Source organism: Sphingomonas naasensis (genome assembly GCF_004792695.1).
In the GTDB taxonomy this organism is placed as follows: Bacteria; Pseudomonadota; Alphaproteobacteria; order Sphingomonadales; family Sphingomonadaceae; genus Sphingomonas; species Sphingomonas naasensis.
Genome location: NZ_SRXU01000009.1, coordinates 68,846 through 85,533, shown reverse-complemented (window position 1 = coordinate 85,533; position 16,688 = coordinate 68,846). Strand labels below are relative to the sequence as shown.

Annotated in this window: 18 protein-coding genes; 7 read left to right on the top strand and 11 right to left on the bottom strand. The window is 68.3% G+C overall.

Annotated features, from left to right (window positions below):
* Positions 1 to 59: 59 nt before the first annotated feature.
* From leuS to holA, 3 genes are read left to right on the top strand one after another with little or no spacing between them, the layout of a single operon-like run.
* Positions 60 to 2,564: a leucine--tRNA ligase gene (gene leuS / locus E5A74_RS18075; protein ID WP_135987032.1), complete on the top strand. Its 2,505-nt coding sequence runs from the start codon at positions 60 to 62 to the stop codon at positions 2,562 to 2,564.
* Positions 2,561 to 3,097 (top strand): LPS assembly lipoprotein LptE, encoded by a 537-nt coding sequence (lptE, locus tag E5A74_RS18070; protein WP_135987031.1) that lies wholly within the window; start codon positions 2,561 to 2,563, stop codon positions 3,095 to 3,097. The genes leuS and lptE overlap by 4 nt, the downstream gene beginning before the upstream one ends.
* Positions 3,094 to 4,110: a DNA polymerase III subunit delta gene (holA, locus tag E5A74_RS18065; protein WP_135987030.1), complete on the top strand. Its 1,017-nt coding sequence runs from the start codon at positions 3,094 to 3,096 to the stop codon at positions 4,108 to 4,110. The genes lptE and holA overlap by 4 nt, the downstream gene beginning before the upstream one ends.
* On the opposite strand, the gene E5A74_RS18060 is transcribed toward holA, so the two are convergent.
* The 7 genes from E5A74_RS18060 to E5A74_RS18030 are packed head-to-tail and all read right to left on the bottom strand — an operon-like array spanning position 4,107 to position 9,987.
* Entirely contained in the window at positions 4,107 to 4,295 is a 189-nt protein-coding gene (locus E5A74_RS18060) for a hypothetical protein (protein ID WP_135987029.1), read from the bottom strand. The two genes, holA and E5A74_RS18060, sit on opposite strands and share 4 nt — an antisense overlap.
* Entirely contained in the window at positions 4,295 to 5,182 is an 888-nt protein-coding gene (locus E5A74_RS18055) for a ParB/RepB/Spo0J family partition protein (RefSeq protein WP_135987028.1), read from the bottom strand. The genes E5A74_RS18060 and E5A74_RS18055 overlap by 1 nt, the downstream gene beginning before the upstream one ends.
* On the bottom strand, positions 5,179 to 5,964 hold the full coding sequence (locus E5A74_RS18050; RefSeq protein WP_135987027.1) for a ParA family protein: 786 nt from the start codon (positions 5,962 to 5,964) through the stop codon (positions 5,179 to 5,181). The genes E5A74_RS18055 and E5A74_RS18050 overlap by 4 nt, the downstream gene beginning before the upstream one ends.
* Entirely contained in the window at positions 5,961 to 6,584 is a 624-nt protein-coding gene (gene rsmG, locus E5A74_RS18045; RefSeq protein ID WP_135987026.1) for a 16S rRNA (guanine(527)-N(7))-methyltransferase RsmG, read from the bottom strand. Before rsmG ends, E5A74_RS18050 begins: the two co-directional genes overlap by 4 nt.
* Positions 6,581 to 8,413, bottom strand: coding sequence for a tRNA uridine-5-carboxymethylaminomethyl(34) synthesis enzyme MnmG (mnmG, locus tag E5A74_RS18040; protein WP_135987025.1), 1,833 nt, complete (start codon positions 8,411 to 8,413; stop codon positions 6,581 to 6,583). Before mnmG ends, rsmG begins: the two co-directional genes overlap by 4 nt.
* Before the next feature lie 58 nt (positions 8,414 to 8,471).
* Complete coding sequence (gene mnmE, locus E5A74_RS18035) at positions 8,472 to 9,755, bottom strand: tRNA uridine-5-carboxymethylaminomethyl(34) synthesis GTPase MnmE (protein ID WP_135987024.1); 1,284 nt, start codon at positions 9,753 to 9,755, stop codon at positions 8,472 to 8,474.
* A gap of 1 nt (position 9,756) precedes the next feature.
* Complete coding sequence (locus E5A74_RS18030; RefSeq protein WP_135987023.1) at positions 9,757 to 9,987, bottom strand: DUF6489 family protein; 231 nt, start codon at positions 9,985 to 9,987, stop codon at positions 9,757 to 9,759.
* Between the two features lie 49 nt (positions 9,988 to 10,036).
* Between E5A74_RS18030 and E5A74_RS18025 the strand changes: the two genes are divergently transcribed.
* From E5A74_RS18025 to E5A74_RS18015, 3 genes are read left to right on the top strand one after another with little or no spacing between them, the layout of a single operon-like run.
* Positions 10,037 to 10,516: a methylated-DNA--[protein]-cysteine S-methyltransferase gene (locus E5A74_RS18025; RefSeq protein ID WP_135987022.1), complete on the top strand. Its 480-nt coding sequence runs from the start codon at positions 10,037 to 10,039 to the stop codon at positions 10,514 to 10,516.
* Positions 10,513 to 11,208 (top strand): dienelactone hydrolase family protein, encoded by a 696-nt coding sequence (locus E5A74_RS18020; protein ID WP_135987021.1) that lies wholly within the window; start codon positions 10,513 to 10,515, stop codon positions 11,206 to 11,208. Before E5A74_RS18025 ends, E5A74_RS18020 begins: the two co-directional genes overlap by 4 nt.
* Positions 11,209 to 11,211: 3 nt before the next feature.
* Entirely contained in the window at positions 11,212 to 11,589 is a 378-nt protein-coding gene (locus E5A74_RS18015; protein WP_135987020.1) for a hypothetical protein, read from the top strand.
* A 6-nt stretch (positions 11,590 to 11,595) separates the two neighbouring features.
* Here the strand turns inward: E5A74_RS18015 and E5A74_RS18010 are convergent, their stop codons facing one another.
* The 4 genes from E5A74_RS18010 to hemE form a co-directional block, all read right to left on the bottom strand.
* Positions 11,596 to 12,327, bottom strand: a complete 732-nt coding sequence (locus E5A74_RS18010; RefSeq protein WP_135987019.1) for a TerC family protein — start codon at positions 12,325 to 12,327, stop codon at positions 11,596 to 11,598.
* Between the two features lie 138 nt (positions 12,328 to 12,465).
* Entirely contained in the window at positions 12,466 to 13,722 is a 1,257-nt protein-coding gene (gene rho, locus E5A74_RS18005) for a transcription termination factor Rho (protein ID WP_135987018.1), read from the bottom strand.
* A 200-nt stretch (positions 13,723 to 13,922) separates the two neighbouring features.
* Complete coding sequence (locus E5A74_RS18000; protein WP_135987017.1) at positions 13,923 to 14,375, bottom strand: CopD family protein; 453 nt, start codon at positions 14,373 to 14,375, stop codon at positions 13,923 to 13,925.
* Positions 14,372 to 15,412 (bottom strand): uroporphyrinogen decarboxylase, encoded by a 1,041-nt coding sequence (gene hemE, locus E5A74_RS17995; protein ID WP_135987116.1) that lies wholly within the window; start codon positions 15,410 to 15,412, stop codon positions 14,372 to 14,374. Before hemE ends, E5A74_RS18000 begins: the two co-directional genes overlap by 4 nt.
* Before the next feature lie 416 nt (positions 15,413 to 15,828).
* Between hemE and E5A74_RS17990 the strand changes: the two genes are divergently transcribed.
* Positions 15,829 to 16,653, top strand: coding sequence for a pyruvate, water dikinase regulatory protein (locus E5A74_RS17990; RefSeq protein ID WP_206365909.1), 825 nt, complete (start codon positions 15,829 to 15,831; stop codon positions 16,651 to 16,653).
* Positions 16,654 to 16,688: the final 35 nt, after the last annotated feature.

Below are 16,688 nucleotides of genomic sequence, written 5' to 3'. Positions count from 1 at the left end.
GTTGATCGCCCGCGTTCGGCTGCCTAGTGCGCAAGGCTGCAGAAATTGAAGGAAATCCAGTGTCGCGGTTCAATGCGCTGAAGTCCGATTCGCATTGGCAGAAGGTGTGGGACGAGCGCCGCACCTTCGCCGCGCGCGACGACAGCCCCAAGCCCAAAACCTATGTCCTCGAGATGTTCCCCTATCCCTCGGGGCGCATCCATATGGGCCATGTCCGCAACTACACGATGGGCGACGTGCTCGCGCGCTTCCGCCGGATGAAGGGCATGGAAGTGCTCCATCCGATGGGCTGGGACGCGTTCGGCATGCCCGCCGAGAATGCCGCGATGGAGAAGAAGGTCCATCCGGGCAGTTGGACCCGCGCCAATATCGCGACGATGAAGGCGCAGCTGAAGCGGCTCGGCTTCGCGCTCGACTGGACGCGCGAGCTGGCGACCTGCGAGCCCGATTATTACGGCCACGAGCAGGCGATCTTCCTCGATTTCTTCGAGAATGGCCTCGTCTATCGCAAGGAATCCGCGGTCAATTGGGACCCCGTCGACATGACCGTGCTCGCCAACGAGCAGGTGATCGACGGCCGCGGCTGGCGCTCGGGCGCGCTGGTCGAGCGCAGGAAGCTCAGCCAGTGGTTCCTCAAGATCACCCAGTTCGCCGACGAGCTGCTCAGCGGGGTGCAGGGGCTCGAGCATTGGCCCGACAAGGTCAAGCTGATGCAGGAGAACTGGATCGGCAAATCCGAGGGGCTGCAGTTCCGCTTCGCGCTCAGCGACGGCGGCGCGGTCGAGGTGTTCACCACCCGTCCCGACACGATCTTCGGATCGAGCTTCGTCGCGATCGCCGCCGATCATCCGATCGCGCAGAAGCTCGCGGCGGGCGATCCCGAGGTCGCGGCGTTCATCGAGCGCTGCAAGCAGGGCGGCACCACCGCGGCCGAGCTCGAGACGCAGGAGAAGCTGGGCCTCGATACCGGTCTGCGCGCGACGCATCCCTTTGATCCGGAATGGAAGCTTCCGGTCCACATCGCCAATTTCGTGCTGATGGACTATGGCACCGGCGCGGTGTTCGGCGTGCCCGCGCACGACCAGCGCGACTTCGAGTTCGCGACCAAATACGCGCTGCCGATCCGCCGCGTGGTCTCCGAAGGCGACAAGACCGCCCCCGAATTCCACGATGGCGAGGCCTATAATGGCCCCGGCACGCTGGTGAACTCGCACTTCCTCGACGGGATGGACATTGCCGACGCCAAGCGCACGGTGATCAGCCGCGCCGAGCAGGGCGGCTGGGGCAAGGGCCAGACCGTGTGGCGGCTGCGCGACTGGGGCGTCAGCCGCCAGCGCTACTGGGGCACGCCGATCCCGATCATCCATTGCGAGAGCTGCGGCCCGGTCGGCGTGCCGCGCGACCAGCTGCCGGTGGTGCTGCCCGAGGACGTGTCGTTCGACGTTCCCGGCAATCCGCTCGATCGGCATCCGACATGGAAGCATGTCGACTGCCCGAAGTGCAACGCGCCCGCGCGGCGCGAGACCGACACGCTCGATACCTTCGTCGATTCCTCGTGGTATTTCATACGCTTCGCCAGCCAGCCCGGCGACAGGCCGTTCGACAAGGCGGTCGCCGAGCAATGGCTGCCGGTCGGCCAGTATATCGGCGGGGTCGAGCATGCGATCCTGCATCTGCTCTACGCCCGCTTCTTCACCCGGGCGCTGCGCCATATCGGCAGGCTCGACGTGACCGAGCCGTTCGCCGGGCTGTTCACCCAAGGCATGGTGACGCACGAGACCTACAAGGCGCAGGATGGGCGCTGGCTCTCCCCCGAGGAGATCCGCAAGGACAGCGCCGGGGTGATCGAGATCGCCTCGGGCGACGTGGCCGAGGTCGGCCGCATCGAGAAGATGTCCAAGTCGAAGAAGAACACCGTCGATCCCGAGCCGATCGTCGACCAGTACGGCGCCGACGCGGTGCGCTGGTTCATGCTGTCTGACAGCCCGCCCGAGCGCGACCTCGAATGGAGCGAGAACGGCATCGAAGGCGCGTGGCGCTTCGTCCAGCGGCTGTGGCGGCTGTTCGACGGGCTCGCGGATGCCGAGGGCGAGGACAAGGATCTCGACCGCAAGCTCCACCGCACGATCGCCGGCGTCGCCAGCGACATCGAGGCGCTGACCTTCAACAAATCGGTGGCGCGGCTCTACGAGCTGGTCAACGCGGTCGAGAAGGCGCCGCCCTCGGCCTCGCGGACCAACGCGATCCGCACGCTCGTGCGCATCGTCGCCCCGATGGTGCCGCATCTCGCCGAGGAAGCCTGGTCGGCGATGGGCAATGCCGGCCTGATCGCCGATGCCGAATGGCCCGCCGTGGATCCCGCGCTGCTCGTCGACGACGAAGTGACGATCGCGGTGCAGGTCAATGGCAAGCTGCGCGATACGCTGGTAATGCCCAAGGGTACGGCGAAAGACGTAGTCGAGGCGGCGGCACTTGCCGCCGACAAGATCGTTCGGACGCTCGAAGGTAAGGCCCCGAAAAAGGTGATCGTCGTGCCCGATCGATTGGTGAACATCGTCGCATGAGATACGCGGCGCTCCTCGGCGCGGCGGCGCTGGTGCTTTCGGGCTGCGGGCTGCGGCCGCTCTATGGCGGCGGCAGCGCCGGCCCGGTCCAGTCGACGCTCGCCGCGGTGCAGGTCGCGCCGATCGAGGGGCAGTCGGGCTGGCTGGTCGCCAATGCACTGCGCGACCGGCTCCATACCAGCGATGCCGCGGCGCGCTATCGGCTCGAGGTCCAGCTCGACGATCAGATCGCCGGGCTCGGCGTGCGCAGCGACGACAGCGTCGCGCGCGAGCGCCGGACCTTGCGCGCGCGCTACCAGCTCGTCGATCTGAGCAACGGCGCGGTGCTGCTCGATGCCACCGCCGGATCCGATGCCGGCATCGACGTGGTCGGCTCCGAATATGCCACGATCGCGGCCGAGCGCAGCGCGCTTGAGCGGCTTTCGGGGATCGTCGCCGATCAGATCGTCGCCCGCGTCGCCCGCTTCGCGCAGCCGGGTACGGGCGCCCCTGCCCCCGCCGGGGCCGCGCCGGCGCCCGCTGGCGCGCAATGAAGGCGAGCGCGGGACAGATCCGCGCGGCCGTCGACAAGCCCGATCCCGCGACTCGGCTCTATCTGTTCCACGGCCCCGACGAGGCCGGCGCCGCCGAGCTCGCCGAGCGGCTGGCGCGCGCGCTGGGCCCCGAGCCCGAACGCGTCGATCTCGACATGAAGGCGCTCCGTGAGCAACCCGGCCGGCTCGCCGACGAAGCGGCGTCGCTCTCGCTGTTCGGCGGGGCGCGCTATGTCCGGCTGACCGGTGTCGAGGAAGCCGCGCTCGAGGCGATGACCCTGCTGCTCGGCGCCGAGCGGGCGGGTAATCCGGTGATCGCGATCGGTCCCGGCCTCAAGGCGAGCGGCAAGCTGGTCAAGGCCGCGATCACCGCGCCGGGCGCGCTCGCCTTTGCCTGCTATGTGCCCGAAGGAATCGACGCGGCCCGACTGGCAACGACGGTGGCGCGCGAGCACGGCCTGCGCCTCACCGGCGACGTGCCGCAGCGGCTCGCCGCCGCCACCGGCGGAGACCGCGCGATCCTCGCGCGCGAGATCGAGAAGCTCGCGCTCTATCTCGACGCCGCCCCCGATCGCCCGCGCGACGCCGATGGCGAGGCGCTCGACGCGGTCGGCGCCGATCTCGGCGATTCCGAGCTGTTCGAGGCGATCGACGCGGTGCTCGACGGGCGCGTCGCCGAGATTGGTAGCGCGCTCGCCGGGCTCGGCGACGGCGTCGGCGTGCCGCTGATGCGCCAGCTATCGCGCCGGCTGATGACGCTGGCCGAGCTACGCGGCGACATGGACAAGGGCGCCTCGGTCGACGAGGTGCTCGAGAAGCATCGCGTCTTCTTCCGCGAAAAGGCCGCCACGGGGCGCGCGCTGCGCCGCTGGAACGCCGCGCAGATCGCGCGGGCGATCGAGCGGGTGCGCCTCACCGAGCGCGCGCTGATGCATTCGGGCAGCGCCGGCGAAGTGCTCGCCGAGGCCGAGTGCACCGCGATCGCCCGGGTGGCGGCGCGCGCGCGCGGCTAGCGGCGTCCGGCGAGCCGCGGCAGCAGCTTGTTGAGCGTCAGCAGCGCGAGCAGCGTCCCGGCGACCCAGCCGAGCCATGCCGAGGCGCTGATCCCCAGCGCCAACAGCACGAGCAGCGGCCCGAGATAGATCGGATAGCGATCGCGCGCGACGGCGAGCCGTTCGGCAAGCGCCGCGCGATCCATCAGATCCGCTCGCCGGTGAGGCGCTGGCAGACCATGTCGAGCTGATCGAGCGTCGAATAGGCAAGCGTCAGTGTGCCGCCCCTGGCGCCATAGGCGATCTTGACGTTGAGCCCGAGCACATCGCCGAGCTGGCGCTCGAGCGCGGCGATATCGGCGTTGCGGCCTCCCTCCTCCACCACCTTGCGCTGGCCGCCAGGCTTGGCCTCGCGCGCGAGCTTCTCGGTCTCGCGGACCGAAAGCCCCTTCTCGGCGACCGCGCGCGCGAGCCGCTCGGCGTCGGGCGCGCCGATCAGCGCGCGGGCATGGCCCATCTCGAGGCTGCCTTCGATCACCATCTGGCGAACGGGCTGCGGAAGATCCAACAATCTCAATAGGTTAGCAACATGGCTGCGCGACTTGTGGACCAGTCGCGCCAACGCTTCCTGGGTGTGGCCGAACTCGCCGATCAGCCGCGCATAGGCCTCGGCCTCTTCGATCGCGTTGAGGTCCTCGCGCTGAATATTCTCGACCAGCGCGATTTCCATCGTCTCGGCGTCGCTGAGCTCGCGGACGAGGACGGGGACTTCGTGGAGCCGCGCGCGCTGCGCCGCGCGCCAGCGGCGCTCGCCGGCGACGATCTGATAGCTGTGCCCATGCGGGCGGACGACGATCGGCTGGATCAGCCCGCGCGTCGCGATCGATTCGGCGAGATCGTCGAGCGCCGCCTCGTCGAAATGGCGGCGCGGCTGGCCCGGATGCGGCGCCATCGCGCTGACCGGCAGCAGCCGCACCCCCGCGGCGCTGCTCCGTTCCGAACCGCCGGCAACCGGCGCCTCGGTGATGCTGTCGCCGAGCAGCGCGCTGAGGCCGCGGCCAAGGCCGTGCTTGCGAGGGGCGGGTTCGGTCATGCGGCTTTCCTGAGCTTGGGCAGACGCTCGATCACCTCGCGGGCGAGCGCGATATAGGCCTCCGAGCCGGCGCAGCGATAATCATAGATCAACGCGGGCATGCCGTGGCTCGGCGCTTCGGACAGGCGGACGTTGCGCGGGATCACCGTGTCGAACACCACCTTGCCGAGCACCGCGCGGACATCGTCGGCGACCTGATCGGTCAAGCGGTTGCGCCGGTCGTACATCGTCAGCGCGACGCCGAGGATCGACAGGCCGGGATTGAAGCGGCTGCGGATGCGATCGATCGTGCTGAGCAGCTGGCTGAGCCCCTCGAGCGCGAAGAACTCGCACTGGAGCGGGACGAGCAAGGCGTGCGCGGCAACCATCGCGTTGATCGTCAGCAGCCCGAGCGAGGGCGGGCAATCGATCAGCACAACATCCCAGCGTCCCGCAGCATGGCGGGCGAGCGCGGCGTCGAGCCGGTGCGTGCGCGCCTCGAACTCGATCAGCTCGATCTCGGCGCCCGACAGATCCTGCGTCGCGGGAACGATATCGAGCCGCGGCACCTTGGTCGAGATCGCGACATGGTCGAGCTGGGCGTCGCCGACGAGCAAGTCATAGGTCGAGTGCTGATCACGTTCCGCGCGGCCGATGCCGAGGCCGGTCGAAGCGTTTCCCTGCGGATCGAGATCGAGCAGGAGAACGCGCTTGCCTGTCGCGGCCAGCGCCGTCCCGACATTGATGGCGGTGGTGGTCTTCCCTACCCCACCCTTCTGATTGGCGATCGCGATGCAGATCATTTACGCCGTACCCCTCGGGCTACCACGATTCCGGAGTCGAGCTGCGTCAGGCTCGGTTCCACGTGAAACACACCCTGCCATGCGCGCCGCGCATCGGCCACCTCTGATTGGGCGTCTCGCCCTTTGGGAAGCACCCAAATTGTGGACAAATCGGTGGAATGAACCGTGGACGCGAGCAGTTGCGACAGTTCCGCCACCGCGCGCGCCGAGACAATCGCGACAGGGGCTACCGGCGCGAAGCTCTCGACCTTGCCGGCATGTACGGTGACGCGGCCCGCAAGTCCCAACGCTTCCGCCACAGACCGGAGGAACGTCACGCGGCGCGCGCGCGGCTCGGCGAGCACGATCAGGCGCTCCGTCAGAATCGCCGCGACGATCCCCGGGAGCCCCGCCCCACTGCCAACGTCGAGCCAAGCCCCCGGAGCCGCCGCATCGGCCAGCGGCACCAGCTGCGCTGAATCGACGAAGTGCCGCGACCAGATCTCGTCGAGCGTCGAGCGTGCAATCAGGTTCTGATGCTCCGATTCGGCGCGCAGCAGCGCCGCATAGCGATCGAGCAACGTTTCACGTGAAACGCCGAATCGGCTGCGCACCCACTCGCGGGCTTCTTCCTCGCTCACGGCGCCACCCTGCGCGCATAAAGCAGCACTGCCGACAGCGCCGCAGGAGTGATGCCCCGGATCCGCGCCGCTGCGCCCAGCGTCTCTGGTCGGGCCGCCGTCAGCTTCTCGACCATCTCGTTCGACAGCCCCGGGATCGCGGCAAAATCGAGCGCGCCGTCCAGCCGAACATTGTCGTTGGCGCGCAGCTGCGCGACTTCGCTTTCCTGCCGCTCGAGATAGGGCGCGTAGCGCGCGTCCTCGACGAACTCCGCGAGGAGCTGGAGGTCGGCGTCGACCCCCTCTGAAACATGCGCGAGCTCGACGCCCGGGAAGCGCAGCCATTCGCGGGCCGGCCGGCGCGCGCCATCGAGCGACACCGGCGCGCCGCGCGAGTGCAAGGCCGAAGCGGTCAGCGGCGCGGCAAAATGCGTGTCGAGCGCAAGCCGGCCCGCCGTCCGCTCCGCCAGCCGCTTTGCCCGCGCCTCGCCGAGCAGGCCCAGTTCGCGCGCCGTCGCGCCCAGCCGCGTCTCGGCATTGTCGGCACGGAGGCGCAGGCGAAATTCGGCGCGTGCGGTCAGCATCCGATAGGGCTCGGTCACCCCCTGCAGGATCAGATCGTCGACCATCACGCCGAGATAGCTGGTAGCGCGATCGAGCAGCAGCGCCTCGCTGTCGCACGCGAACGCCGCGGCATTGGCGCCGGCGACGAGCCCCTGCCCCGCCGCTTCCTCATAGCCGGTGGTGCCGTTGATCTGTCCGGCGCAATAGAGCCCCGGAATTTGCGGAAGCCCAAGCGTCGCATCGAGCGCGCGGGGATCGACATAATCATATTCGACGGCATAGCCCGGCGTGACGATCGCGCAGCGTTCGAGCCCCGGGATCGACGCGACCATCGCCTGCTGGATGTCGACCGGAAGCGAGGTCGACATGCCGTTGGGATAGATCCGATGCGTGTCGAGGCCTTCGGGCTCGAGAAAGATCTGGTGGCCGTCGCGGTCGCCGAAACGGTGGATCTTATCCTCGATCGACGGGCAATAGCGCGGCCCCTGCGCGTCGATCGCGCCGGTGAACAGCGGCGAGCGATCGAGGCCGCCGCGGATCGCATCATGCGTCGCAGCATTGGTGCGCGTCACGCCGCAATGGAGCTGCGGGAGCAAACGCCGCGCGGTCATCGGCGACATCGTCCACGGTTCCGTGTCGGAGGGCTGCTCGGCGACGCGCGCCCAATCGATCGTGCGGCCGTCGAGGCGGGGCGGCGTCCCCGTCTTGAGGCGCGCCATCGGCAAGCTCAGCGCGCGAAGCTGCTCGGCGAGCCGCGTCGCCGCTGCCTCGCCGACCCGCCCGCCGCTCGCGCGCTCCTCGCCGCGGAAGATGCGTCCGCCGAGAAACGTGCCGGTGGCGAGCACGACTGCCTGCGCCGCGAGCAACCGGCCGTCGGCGAGGCGAACCCCGGTGATACGTCCTCCGGCGGTCTCCAGCGCGTCCGCCTCGCCCTCGATCAGCGTCAGATCGGGTTGATCCGCCAGCATCGTCTGGATCGCCGCGGCGTAGCGCGTCCGATCCGCCTGGACGCGCGGTCCCTGCACTGCGGTGCCCTTGCTCCGGTTGAGCATGCGATAATGGATCGCCGCGGCGTCGGCGGCGCGCGCGATCAGGCCGTCAAAGGCATCGACCTCGCGGACGAGATGCCCCTTGCCCAGCCCACCGATCGCCGGGTTGCACGACATCGCCCCGAGCTTGGTCAAGTCGAAGCTGAGCAGCGCGGTGCGCGCGCCGCGGCGCGCGGACGCGGCTGCGGCCTCGGTGCCGGCATGGCCCCCGCCGATCACGATCACGTCGAACTGCATGGCTGCTCCGCTACCGGCTCCCGCGCGCCACGTCAAAAGCGTTCCACGTGGAACATAGCTATTTGCCGATGCAGAAGCGCGAGAACAGCGCGTCGAGCATTGCCTCGACCCCCGCCCGCCCGGTGATCGCGTCAAACGCGCGGCGGGCGGCGCGCAGCTCCTCGGCAAGGAGCAGCAGGTCATGTTGCAACGCAGCACGGCTCAGTGCCGCCGCGGCGTCGGATGCGAGCGCACGCTGGCGTTGGTTCAGCGCAACCATGTCCGGGGGGGGCAGAAGCATCTCCGCGAGCCGTTCGAGCCGCGCCCATAGCAAATCGATGCCCGCCCCAGTCGCAGCGGAGACCGCAAGATCCTTGCCCGTCTCCGCCCGCCCCGGCAGGTCGGCCCGGGCGTGGAGCCACAGCGTCGCCGGATGCGGCGGCGGGGCATCGTCGCCGAGCCAGAGCAGGATGTCGGCCTCGTCGAGCGCCGCGCGTGCGCGACCGATTCCGATCGCCTCGATCGGGTCGGCCGTCGCCTCGGCAAGGCCGGCGGTGTCGATCAGCAGCCAGGCCGTCCCACCCCGCACCACCGGCGCCTCGATCCGGTCGCGCGTCGTTCCCGCGATCGGCGAGACGATCGCCGCGTCGCGCTCGATCATCGCGTTGAGCAGCGTCGACTTGCCGGCGTTGGGCGGCCCGGCGAGCACGACGCGCAGTCCGTCGCGCAGGCGCTCGACCGGCGGGCGCGCGGTCACCGATACGATATCCCGCGCGAGCACGCCCGCCGCCGCGTGGAGCCGCCCGAGCGAATCGGCGCCGGCCACATCGTCCTCGTCGCTGTGATCGAGCTGTGCCTCGACCTGCGCGGCGATCGCGAGCAGCCGCTGCGCCCAGGCCTCGACCTGGCGGCGCACCTCGCCCTCGGTGGCGCGCACCGCCATGCGGCGCTGCGCCTCGGTCTCGGCCATCAGCAGATCGCCCAGCCCCTCGGCCTCGCTGAGATCGAGCCGGCCGTTGAGCAGCGCGCGGCGGGTGAACTCGCCGGGCTCGGCCGGGCGCAACCCGGCGATCGCGCCCAGCGCCGCCTCGACTGCGCGCACCACCGCGCGGCCGCCATGCAGATGCAGCTCGACCAGATCCTCGCCGCTCGCGGTGCGCGGCCCCGGAAAGGTCAGCACCAGCGCGCGATCGAGCAACGCGCCATCGACCGGGTCGTGCAACGCACGCAGCCCGGCGCGGCGCGATTCGGGAAGCGTTCCGGCGAGGCGCCCGGCCGCCGCGAAAGCCTGCGGGCCGCTCAGCCGCAGCACGGCGATGGCGGCGGGCGGCGCGCCGCTCGACACCGCGAAGATCGTATCCATCTCAGCCGTTTTTGCTGCCGCTCTCGAACATCGTCCGCCAGAAGCTCATCGCGCCGTCGCCCATCGGGCCCCAATTGCGGATCATATCGGCGAACCCCTCGGGAGTTCCTTGTTTTTCAATGGCTTCCACCATCATCTGGACGTAACGATCGTGCACCGGCGAGAGATCGGGTAGCCCCATGGCACGGCGCGCCTCTTCCGGGGTGCAATCGACTTCGACATGGATCTTCATGGCCGCCCTCCGTTGCGCGCGCCACCGGGCGGCTGCTAGGTCTTGCGCCATGTATGCGCGCGACCATGCCCTGATCGCAACGCCCATCGGACTCGTCCGCGTCGAGGGCGACGATGCCATGCTCACCGCGATCCGGATCGGCGGCGCGGGAACGCCCGCGAAGGGCAGCGCCGCCGCGGTACGCAGCGCAGCCGAGCAGCTCGCGCAATGGTTCGCCAAGGAACGCAAGGATTTCGACCTCGCGCTCGAGCCGACGGGAACGCCGCGCGGCGACGCCTTGCGCGCGGGGCTGATCGCGGTCGGCTATGGCGAGACGCTGAGCTATGGCGCGCTCGCCCAGGCGCTCGGATCGAGCCCGCGCGCGATCGGCCAGCTCTGCGCGCGCAATCCCTTCCCGATCGTCGTCCCCTGCCACCGTATCCTCGCCGGCGGCGGACGGCTCGGCAATTATTCGGGCGGCGACGGCCCCAAGACCAAATCCTGGCTGCTCGAGCACGAGCGGCGGCATCCGGAAGGGACTTTGCTATGACGATCCAGATCGATGCGAGCGACGGCAGCGGTAGCTTCGGCGCCTATCTCGCCGAGCCCGAAGGAGCGCCGCGCGGCGCGATCGTGGTGATCCAAGAGATTTTCGGAGTGAATCCGGGGATCCGCAAGAAATGCGACGATTGGGCGGCGAAGGGCTATCTCGCGCTCGCGCCCGATCTGTTCTGGCGGCTCGAACCCGGAATCGCGCTCGATCCCGACGTTCCGGAGGAATTCCAGCAAGCGCTCGGCTGGATGAACCAGTTCGACCAGAACAAGGGCATTGAGGACATCGAATCGGCGATCCGCGCCGCCCGCGCGAAACTGCCGGCGGGGGGCAAGGTCGGCGTCGTCGGCTATTGCCTCGGCGGCCGGCTCGCCTTCATGACCGCGACGCGCACCGACACCAATGCCACGGTGGGCTATTACGGCGTCGGGATCGACAATCTGCTCGGCGAGAAGCACGCGATCGCGCATCCGGTGCTGCTCCACATCGCCGGCGCCGATCATTTCGTCACTCCCGACATCCAGGCGAAGATGCACGCGGGGCTCGACGATCACCCCAAGGTGACGCTCCACGACTATCCCGGCGAGGATCACGGCTTCGCCGCAGAGATGGGCAAGCGCCGCTCCGAGGCGGCGGCCCAGCTCGCGGACGAACGCACCGCGGCATTCTTCGCCGAGCATATCGGCTAGTCCATGCGCCGCCGCTGGCGCATCGTCCTGATCGCTACCGGCGCCGTGGCGGCGCTCGCCTGTCTCAACCGGGATGTGCTGCTGTTCGCAGTAGCGGTCAGTGCATCGGAGACGCGGCCCGCGCTGCTTGCCGACGCGCAGTGGAACAGCCCCGATTCGGCACGCGATTTTCGGCGTCGGTTCCACGCCGGCGTCGCCGAGAGCGAACTCACGCGCTGGCTGCAGGACCATGGCTTCGCGCTCGATCCCGTCGCGCGCAAAGCCGGACGGAAAGTCGAGAGCCTGCCCTGCAACGCGCGGATCGCTATCGACTGGTCCGTCGATCCCGGCGGCAGGCTCGTCTCGACGAACGCGAACGTCGCCGAGGCCAGCTGCCTCTAGGCCGGGTCACGCGAAGAAGCTGGTGATCCCCGGCGTCTCGTGGGTGCCGACCCAGCCTTCGTAGATCATCCGGCAGGCGACGAAGACGATCACCGCGAGGCCGATATAGGCGATCCAGCGGTGTCGATCGATCAGCTTGGCGATCAAGTTGGCGGCGAGGCCCATCAGCGCGACCGAAAGCAGCAGCCCGACGACGAGGATACCGGGATGCTCGCGCGCCGCCCCGGCGACCGCGAGGACATTGTCGAGGCTCATCGAGACGTCGGCGATCGCGACCGCCCAGGCGGCGCCGGCGAAGCTGCGCGCGGGCCGAAGCCCCGAACGCTCGTCGCCGCTGATCTCGTCCGAGCCCTGGCTCAGGCTGCCATGGCGGATCTCGCGCCAGAATTTCCAGCTCACCCAGAGCAGCAGCAGCCCGCCCGCGAAGATCAGCCCGACGATCCCCATCAGCCAGCTGACCAGCAGCGCGAAGATGATGCGCAGCACCAGAGCCGCGCCGATGCCGATCAGAATGACCTTCTTGCGCTGGTCGGCCGGAAGCCCCGCGGCGAGCGCGCCGACGACGATGGCATTGTCGCCCGCGAGGACGAGGTCGATCATCAGCACCGATCCGAACGCGGCGAGCGCCGCCGGCTCGGTGATGTTCGAGAAGTCCCGAACGATGTGATGCCAGATGTCGAGGGGGGAACCGATACCGCCGGTGGCGGATGCGGCGGCGCTGAGGATCAGATCGAGCATCGCCAAGCCCTAGCGTGACGGGTGGCGCATGCAAGCCTCGCGCGCCGCGACCGGCCGGGACAAAAGAAAAGGCCGGGCAACGCGCCCGACCTTTTCGCATTCGCAGACTTTGTCGCGCCCGCGCGGGACGCGAAAACCTTACTGGTTCATGCTGTCGAAGAAGTCCTCGTTGGTCTTCGAGTCCTTCATCTTGTCGAGCAGGAACTCCATCGCGTCGATCGTGCCCATCTGCATGAGGATGCGGCGCAGCACCCACATCTTGGTGAGCTTGGCCTTGTCGACGAGCAGCTCTTCCTTGCGGGTGCCCGACTTGCCGACGTCGAGCGCCGGGAAGATGCGCTTGTCCGCCACCTTGCGGTCGAGGACGATTTCCGAGTTGCCGGTGCCCTTGAACTCTTCGAAGATGACTTCGTCCATGCGGCTGCCGGTATCGATCAGCGCGGTCGCGATGATCGAGAGGCTGCCGCCCTCCTCGATGTTGCGCGCGGCGCCGAAGAAGCGCTTCGGGCGCTGGAGCGCGTTGGCGTCGACACCGCCGGTCAGCACCTTGCCCGACGACGGGACGACGGTGTTGTAGGCACGGCCGAGACGGGTGATCGAGTCGAGCAGGATCACCACGTCCTTCTTGTGCTCGACCAGGCGCTTGGCCTTTTCGATCACCATTTCAGAGACTTGCACGTGACGCTGCGCCGGCTCGTCGAAGGTCGAGGAGATCACCTCGCCCTTCACGCTGCGCTGCATGTCGGTGACTTCCTCGGGGCGCTCGTCGATGAGCAGCACGATCAGGAAGACCTCGGGATGGTTGTCGGTGATCGCCTTGGCGATGTTCTGGAGCAGCACGGTCTTGCCGACGCGCGGCGGCGCGACGATCAGCGCGCGCTGGCCCTTGCCCTGCGGCGCGACGATGTCGATCACCCGCGCCGACTTGTCCTTGATCGTCGGATCGATCGCGTCGAGAGTCAGCTTCTGCTCGGGATAGAGCGGGGTGAGATTGTCGAAATTGACCCGGTGGCGGACCGCCTCGGGATCGTCGAAATTGACCGAGACCAGCCGGGTCAGCGCGAAATAGCGCTCGCCGTCCTTGGGCCCGCGGATCTCGCCCTCGACCGTGTCGCCGGTGCGCAGGCCGAATTTGCGGACCTGGTTGGGCGAGACATAGATGTCGTCGGGGCCGGCGAGATAATTGGCCTCCGGGCTGCGCAGGAAGCCGAAGCCGTCGGGGAGCACCTCGATCGTGCCCTCGCCCATGATCTGGTCGCCATTCTCGGCCTGGGCCTTGAGGATGGCGAAGAGCAGATCCTGCTTGCGCAGGGTCGACGCGCTCTCGACGCCGAGCTCCTCGGCCATCGAGACCAATTCTGCGGGCGGGGTCTTCTTGAGTTCCTTGAGGTGCATGGGGAGTCCGGGTGCTGGGAAGCTATGGGGAGAGCGTCGGTCGGCGAATGCGCGCGAGATGCGATGCTGGTAGGAAGGAGCCGTCGCCGGGAAGCGATCGGCCTTGCTGTGCGAATTAGGTGGCGCCCTCCTTCAAGTCAACGGCCATCGCACCGATTCGCACGCAGGATAATTGCGGAAAGTCCGGAGACGCCGCAAATTTAGAACGGTTTGACCACGGCGAGGATCACGACGAAGATCACCGCGAGCGCGGGCACCTCGCCGAGCAGCCGCAAGCGCCGCGGCGCGATGCTTCCCGCGCCCTTTGCCAGCTTCTTCGAATAGCCGATCGCCCAGCCCTGATAGCCGCTCAGCGCGAACACCAGCAGCAGCTTGGCATGGAGCCAGCCCAGCCCGGGCTGGCCGTCGATCAGCCCGACATTGAGCGCCAGCGCGATGCCGAGCAGCCAGACGATCCCGATCGACGGCCCGAGGATCATCCGGCGGAGCAGCGCCTCGCGCTTCTCCCATCCCGCCGCCTCGGGGGTGCCGAGCGCTTCCTGGTGATGGACCAGATAGCGCGGCAGCAGGAACAGCCCCGCCATCCAGTAGATCACGAAGATGATATGGGCCGCCTTGACCCAGAGATAGGCGCCGCCCAGCCAACCGGTCATTCGATCCCCCTCACCCGCGCGAGCAGCTGCTCGACATGCGCGATCGGCGTGTCGGGCAGGATGCCATGGCCGAGATTGAACACATGCGGGCGCCCGGCGAAAGCCGAAAGGATGCGGTCGACGGCATTGTCGAGCGTCCCGCCGCCGGCGATCAGCGCGAGCGGATCGAGATTGCCCTGCACCGGCATATTCTCCGGCAGCGATGCATGCGCCCAGGCGGGGTCGACGGTCTCGTCGATTCCGATCGCATCGACTCCGGTCTCGCGGGCATAGGCGGGAAGCTTGCCGCCGGCGCCCTTGGGAAAGCCGATCACCGGAACGTGCGGCGCGCGCTCCTGGAGCGCCGCGACGATCCGCGCGGTCGGCGCGATCACCCATCGCTCGAACTGCGCCGGGGAAAGGCTGCCCGACCAGCTGTCGAACAGCTGCACCGCCTCGACCCCCGCATCGATCTGGCCGAGCAGATAGGTGATCGTGCAATCGGCGATGCGCTCGATCAGCGCCTGCATCAGCCCGGGATCGCGATAGGCGAGCCGGCGCGCCTCGGCCTGCTCGCGGCTGCCCTGTCCCGCGATCATATAGGTCGCGACGGTCCACGGACTGCCGGCAAAGCCCAGAAAGGTGGTTCCCAGCGGCAATTGGGCAGCGACGCGGCGCACGGTGCCATAGATCGGTTGGAGCGCCGCAGGGGCGTTCTGCAGGCTCTCCAGCACGTCGCGCGCCTGCACCGTCGGGGCGAGCCGCGGCCCCTCGCCGGTCTCGAACCACAGCTCCTGGCCCAGCGCCATCGGCACGATCAATATGTCGGAAAACAGGATCGCGCCGTCCATGCCGAAACGCCGGATCGGCTGGAGCGTGATCTCGGCTGCGGCATCGCTGTCCATCGCCAGCGCCAGAAAACCGCCCTTCGCCTCGCGCAGCGCGCGATATTCGGGAAGATAGCGCCCGGCCTGGCGCATCAGCCAGATCGGCGGGATCGGCTGGCGCTGGCCCTTGAGGGTGGCGAGCAGCGGTTTGTGGGCGGGATCGGGAAGCATCGGGTCGTCTCTGCCCGGTCCGTGCCGCCAGTTCCAGTCCATAGACTATCCCGAAATGCAGACCGTCACCCCGGCACAGGGCTCGGGTGACGACGAGGCGGGAGCCCGCCAGCCCGGCACCCAATATCTATAAGAAAGAGAATCTATAGGTTGTTGGAGTCTGTTGGCGCGTGGAAGCCGGGAGTTGTGGAATCGCCCAAGGCTTGCCCACAGATTGACTCTGCGACGGCCACCAAAGCCCTCGGATTCGGTTTCAATCTCCCCGCTTTCCACAGCCTGTGAATCGGAACCGGGGTCCGTGGATGCGGTTGTGGAAGAATCACGCGTCGAGTCCGCGGTTTCGGCGCGCTTGGCCGCTGCGCATGGTTGCGCTAGCGGCTGTTGGGCATGTTCTCCACAGATTCCCCCACGGCCTGATGCGGCTCCATCTCCACTTGCTCTCCGACTCGACCGGCGAGACGCTGGAGAATATCGCCAAGGCGGCGCTGGCGCAGTTCGACGATGTCGAGACGCTGCGCCATTTCTGGCCGATGGTGCGCAGCGAGGCGCATCTCGAGCGGATCCTCCAGGAGATCGCGCAGAATCCCGGGCTGGTGATCTTCACGCTGGTCAACAACGACATCCGCCGCACGCTCGAGAGCCGCTGCCGCGCGATGGGGCTGCCGGCGATCGCGCCGCTCGATCCGGTGAGCCACGCGCTGTCGAACCTGCTCGGCCAGGAAGCCAAGGCGCGGCCGGGTCGCCAGCACACGCTCGACGCCGCCTATTTCGCGCGGGTCGACGCGATCCAGTTCACCATGGCGCATGACGACGGGATCGGCGCCGAGGATTGGGAGGAATGCGACATCGTCCTCGCCGGCGTGTCGCGCTCGTCCAAGACGCCGACGTCGATCTATCTCGCCAATCGCGGCTACAAGACCGCCAATATCCCGATCGTGATCGAATCGCCGCCGCCGCCGCAGCTGTTCAACCTCCGGCATCCGCTCGTCGTTGGCTTGACCACCAGCGCAGATCGCCTCGTCCAGATCCGCCGCAACCGGCTGCTGTCGCTCAATCAGAGTCCGGAGACCGCTTATGTCGATCAGGATTCGGTGCAGCGCGAAATCGCCTATGCCCGCCGCATGTTCTCCGACAATGGCTGGCCGGTGATCGACGTGACGCGCCGCTCGATCGAGGAGACCGCCGCGGCGATCATCCAGCTGTGCAACGAGCGCACGCTGCAACGCGGGAGCGAGGCATGACGACTCTGGTTCTCGCCTCGCAGAGCGCGTCGCGG

What these genes read in the sequence shown, in the direction of transcription:
- holA (WP_135987030.1), top strand. Translation starts at nt 3,094, where the DNA reads ATGAAGGCGAGCGCGGGACAGATCCGCGCGGCCGTCGACAAGCCCGAT.
- E5A74_RS17990 (WP_206365909.1), top strand. Translation starts at nt 15,829, where the DNA reads ATGCGGCTCCATCTCCACTTGCTCTCCGACTCGACCGGCGAGACGCTG.
- E5A74_RS18015 (WP_135987020.1), top strand. Translation starts at nt 11,212, where the DNA reads ATGCGCCGCCGCTGGCGCATCGTCCTGATCGCTACCGGCGCCGTGGCG.
- hemE (WP_135987116.1), bottom strand. Translation starts at nt 15,412, where the DNA reads ATGCTTCCCGATCCCGCCCACAAACCGCTGCTCGCCACCCTCAAGGGC.
- E5A74_RS18030 (WP_135987023.1), bottom strand. Translation starts at nt 9,987, where the DNA reads ATGAAGATCCATGTCGAAGTCGATTGCACCCCGGAAGAGGCGCGCCGT.
- E5A74_RS18060 (WP_135987029.1), bottom strand. Translation starts at nt 4,295, where the DNA reads ATGGATCGCGCGGCGCTTGCCGAACGGCTCGCCGTCGCGCGCGATCGC.
- E5A74_RS18000 (WP_135987017.1), bottom strand. Translation starts at nt 14,375, where the DNA reads ATGACCGGTTGGCTGGGCGGCGCCTATCTCTGGGTCAAGGCGGCCCAT.
- E5A74_RS18055 (WP_135987028.1), bottom strand. Translation starts at nt 5,182, where the DNA reads ATGACCGAACCCGCCCCTCGCAAGCACGGCCTTGGCCGCGGCCTCAGC.
- E5A74_RS18010 (WP_135987019.1), bottom strand. Translation starts at nt 12,327, where the DNA reads ATGCTCGATCTGATCCTCAGCGCCGCCGCATCCGCCACCGGCGGTATC.
- mnmG (WP_135987025.1), bottom strand. Translation starts at nt 8,413, where the DNA reads ATGCAGTTCGACGTGATCGTGATCGGCGGGGGCCATGCCGGCACCGAG.
- E5A74_RS18050 (WP_135987027.1), bottom strand. Translation starts at nt 5,964, where the DNA reads ATGATCTGCATCGCGATCGCCAATCAGAAGGGTGGGGTAGGGAAGACC.
- mnmE (WP_135987024.1), bottom strand. Translation starts at nt 9,755, where the DNA reads ATGGATACGATCTTCGCGGTGTCGAGCGGCGCGCCGCCCGCCGCCATC.
- E5A74_RS18025 (WP_135987022.1), top strand. Translation starts at nt 10,037, where the DNA reads ATGTATGCGCGCGACCATGCCCTGATCGCAACGCCCATCGGACTCGTC.
- rho (WP_135987018.1), bottom strand. Translation starts at nt 13,722, where the DNA reads ATGCACCTCAAGGAACTCAAGAAGACCCCGCCCGCAGAATTGGTCTCG.
- E5A74_RS18020 (WP_135987021.1), top strand. Translation starts at nt 10,513, where the DNA reads ATGACGATCCAGATCGATGCGAGCGACGGCAGCGGTAGCTTCGGCGCC.
- lptE (WP_135987031.1), top strand. Translation starts at nt 2,561, where the DNA reads ATGAGATACGCGGCGCTCCTCGGCGCGGCGGCGCTGGTGCTTTCGGGC.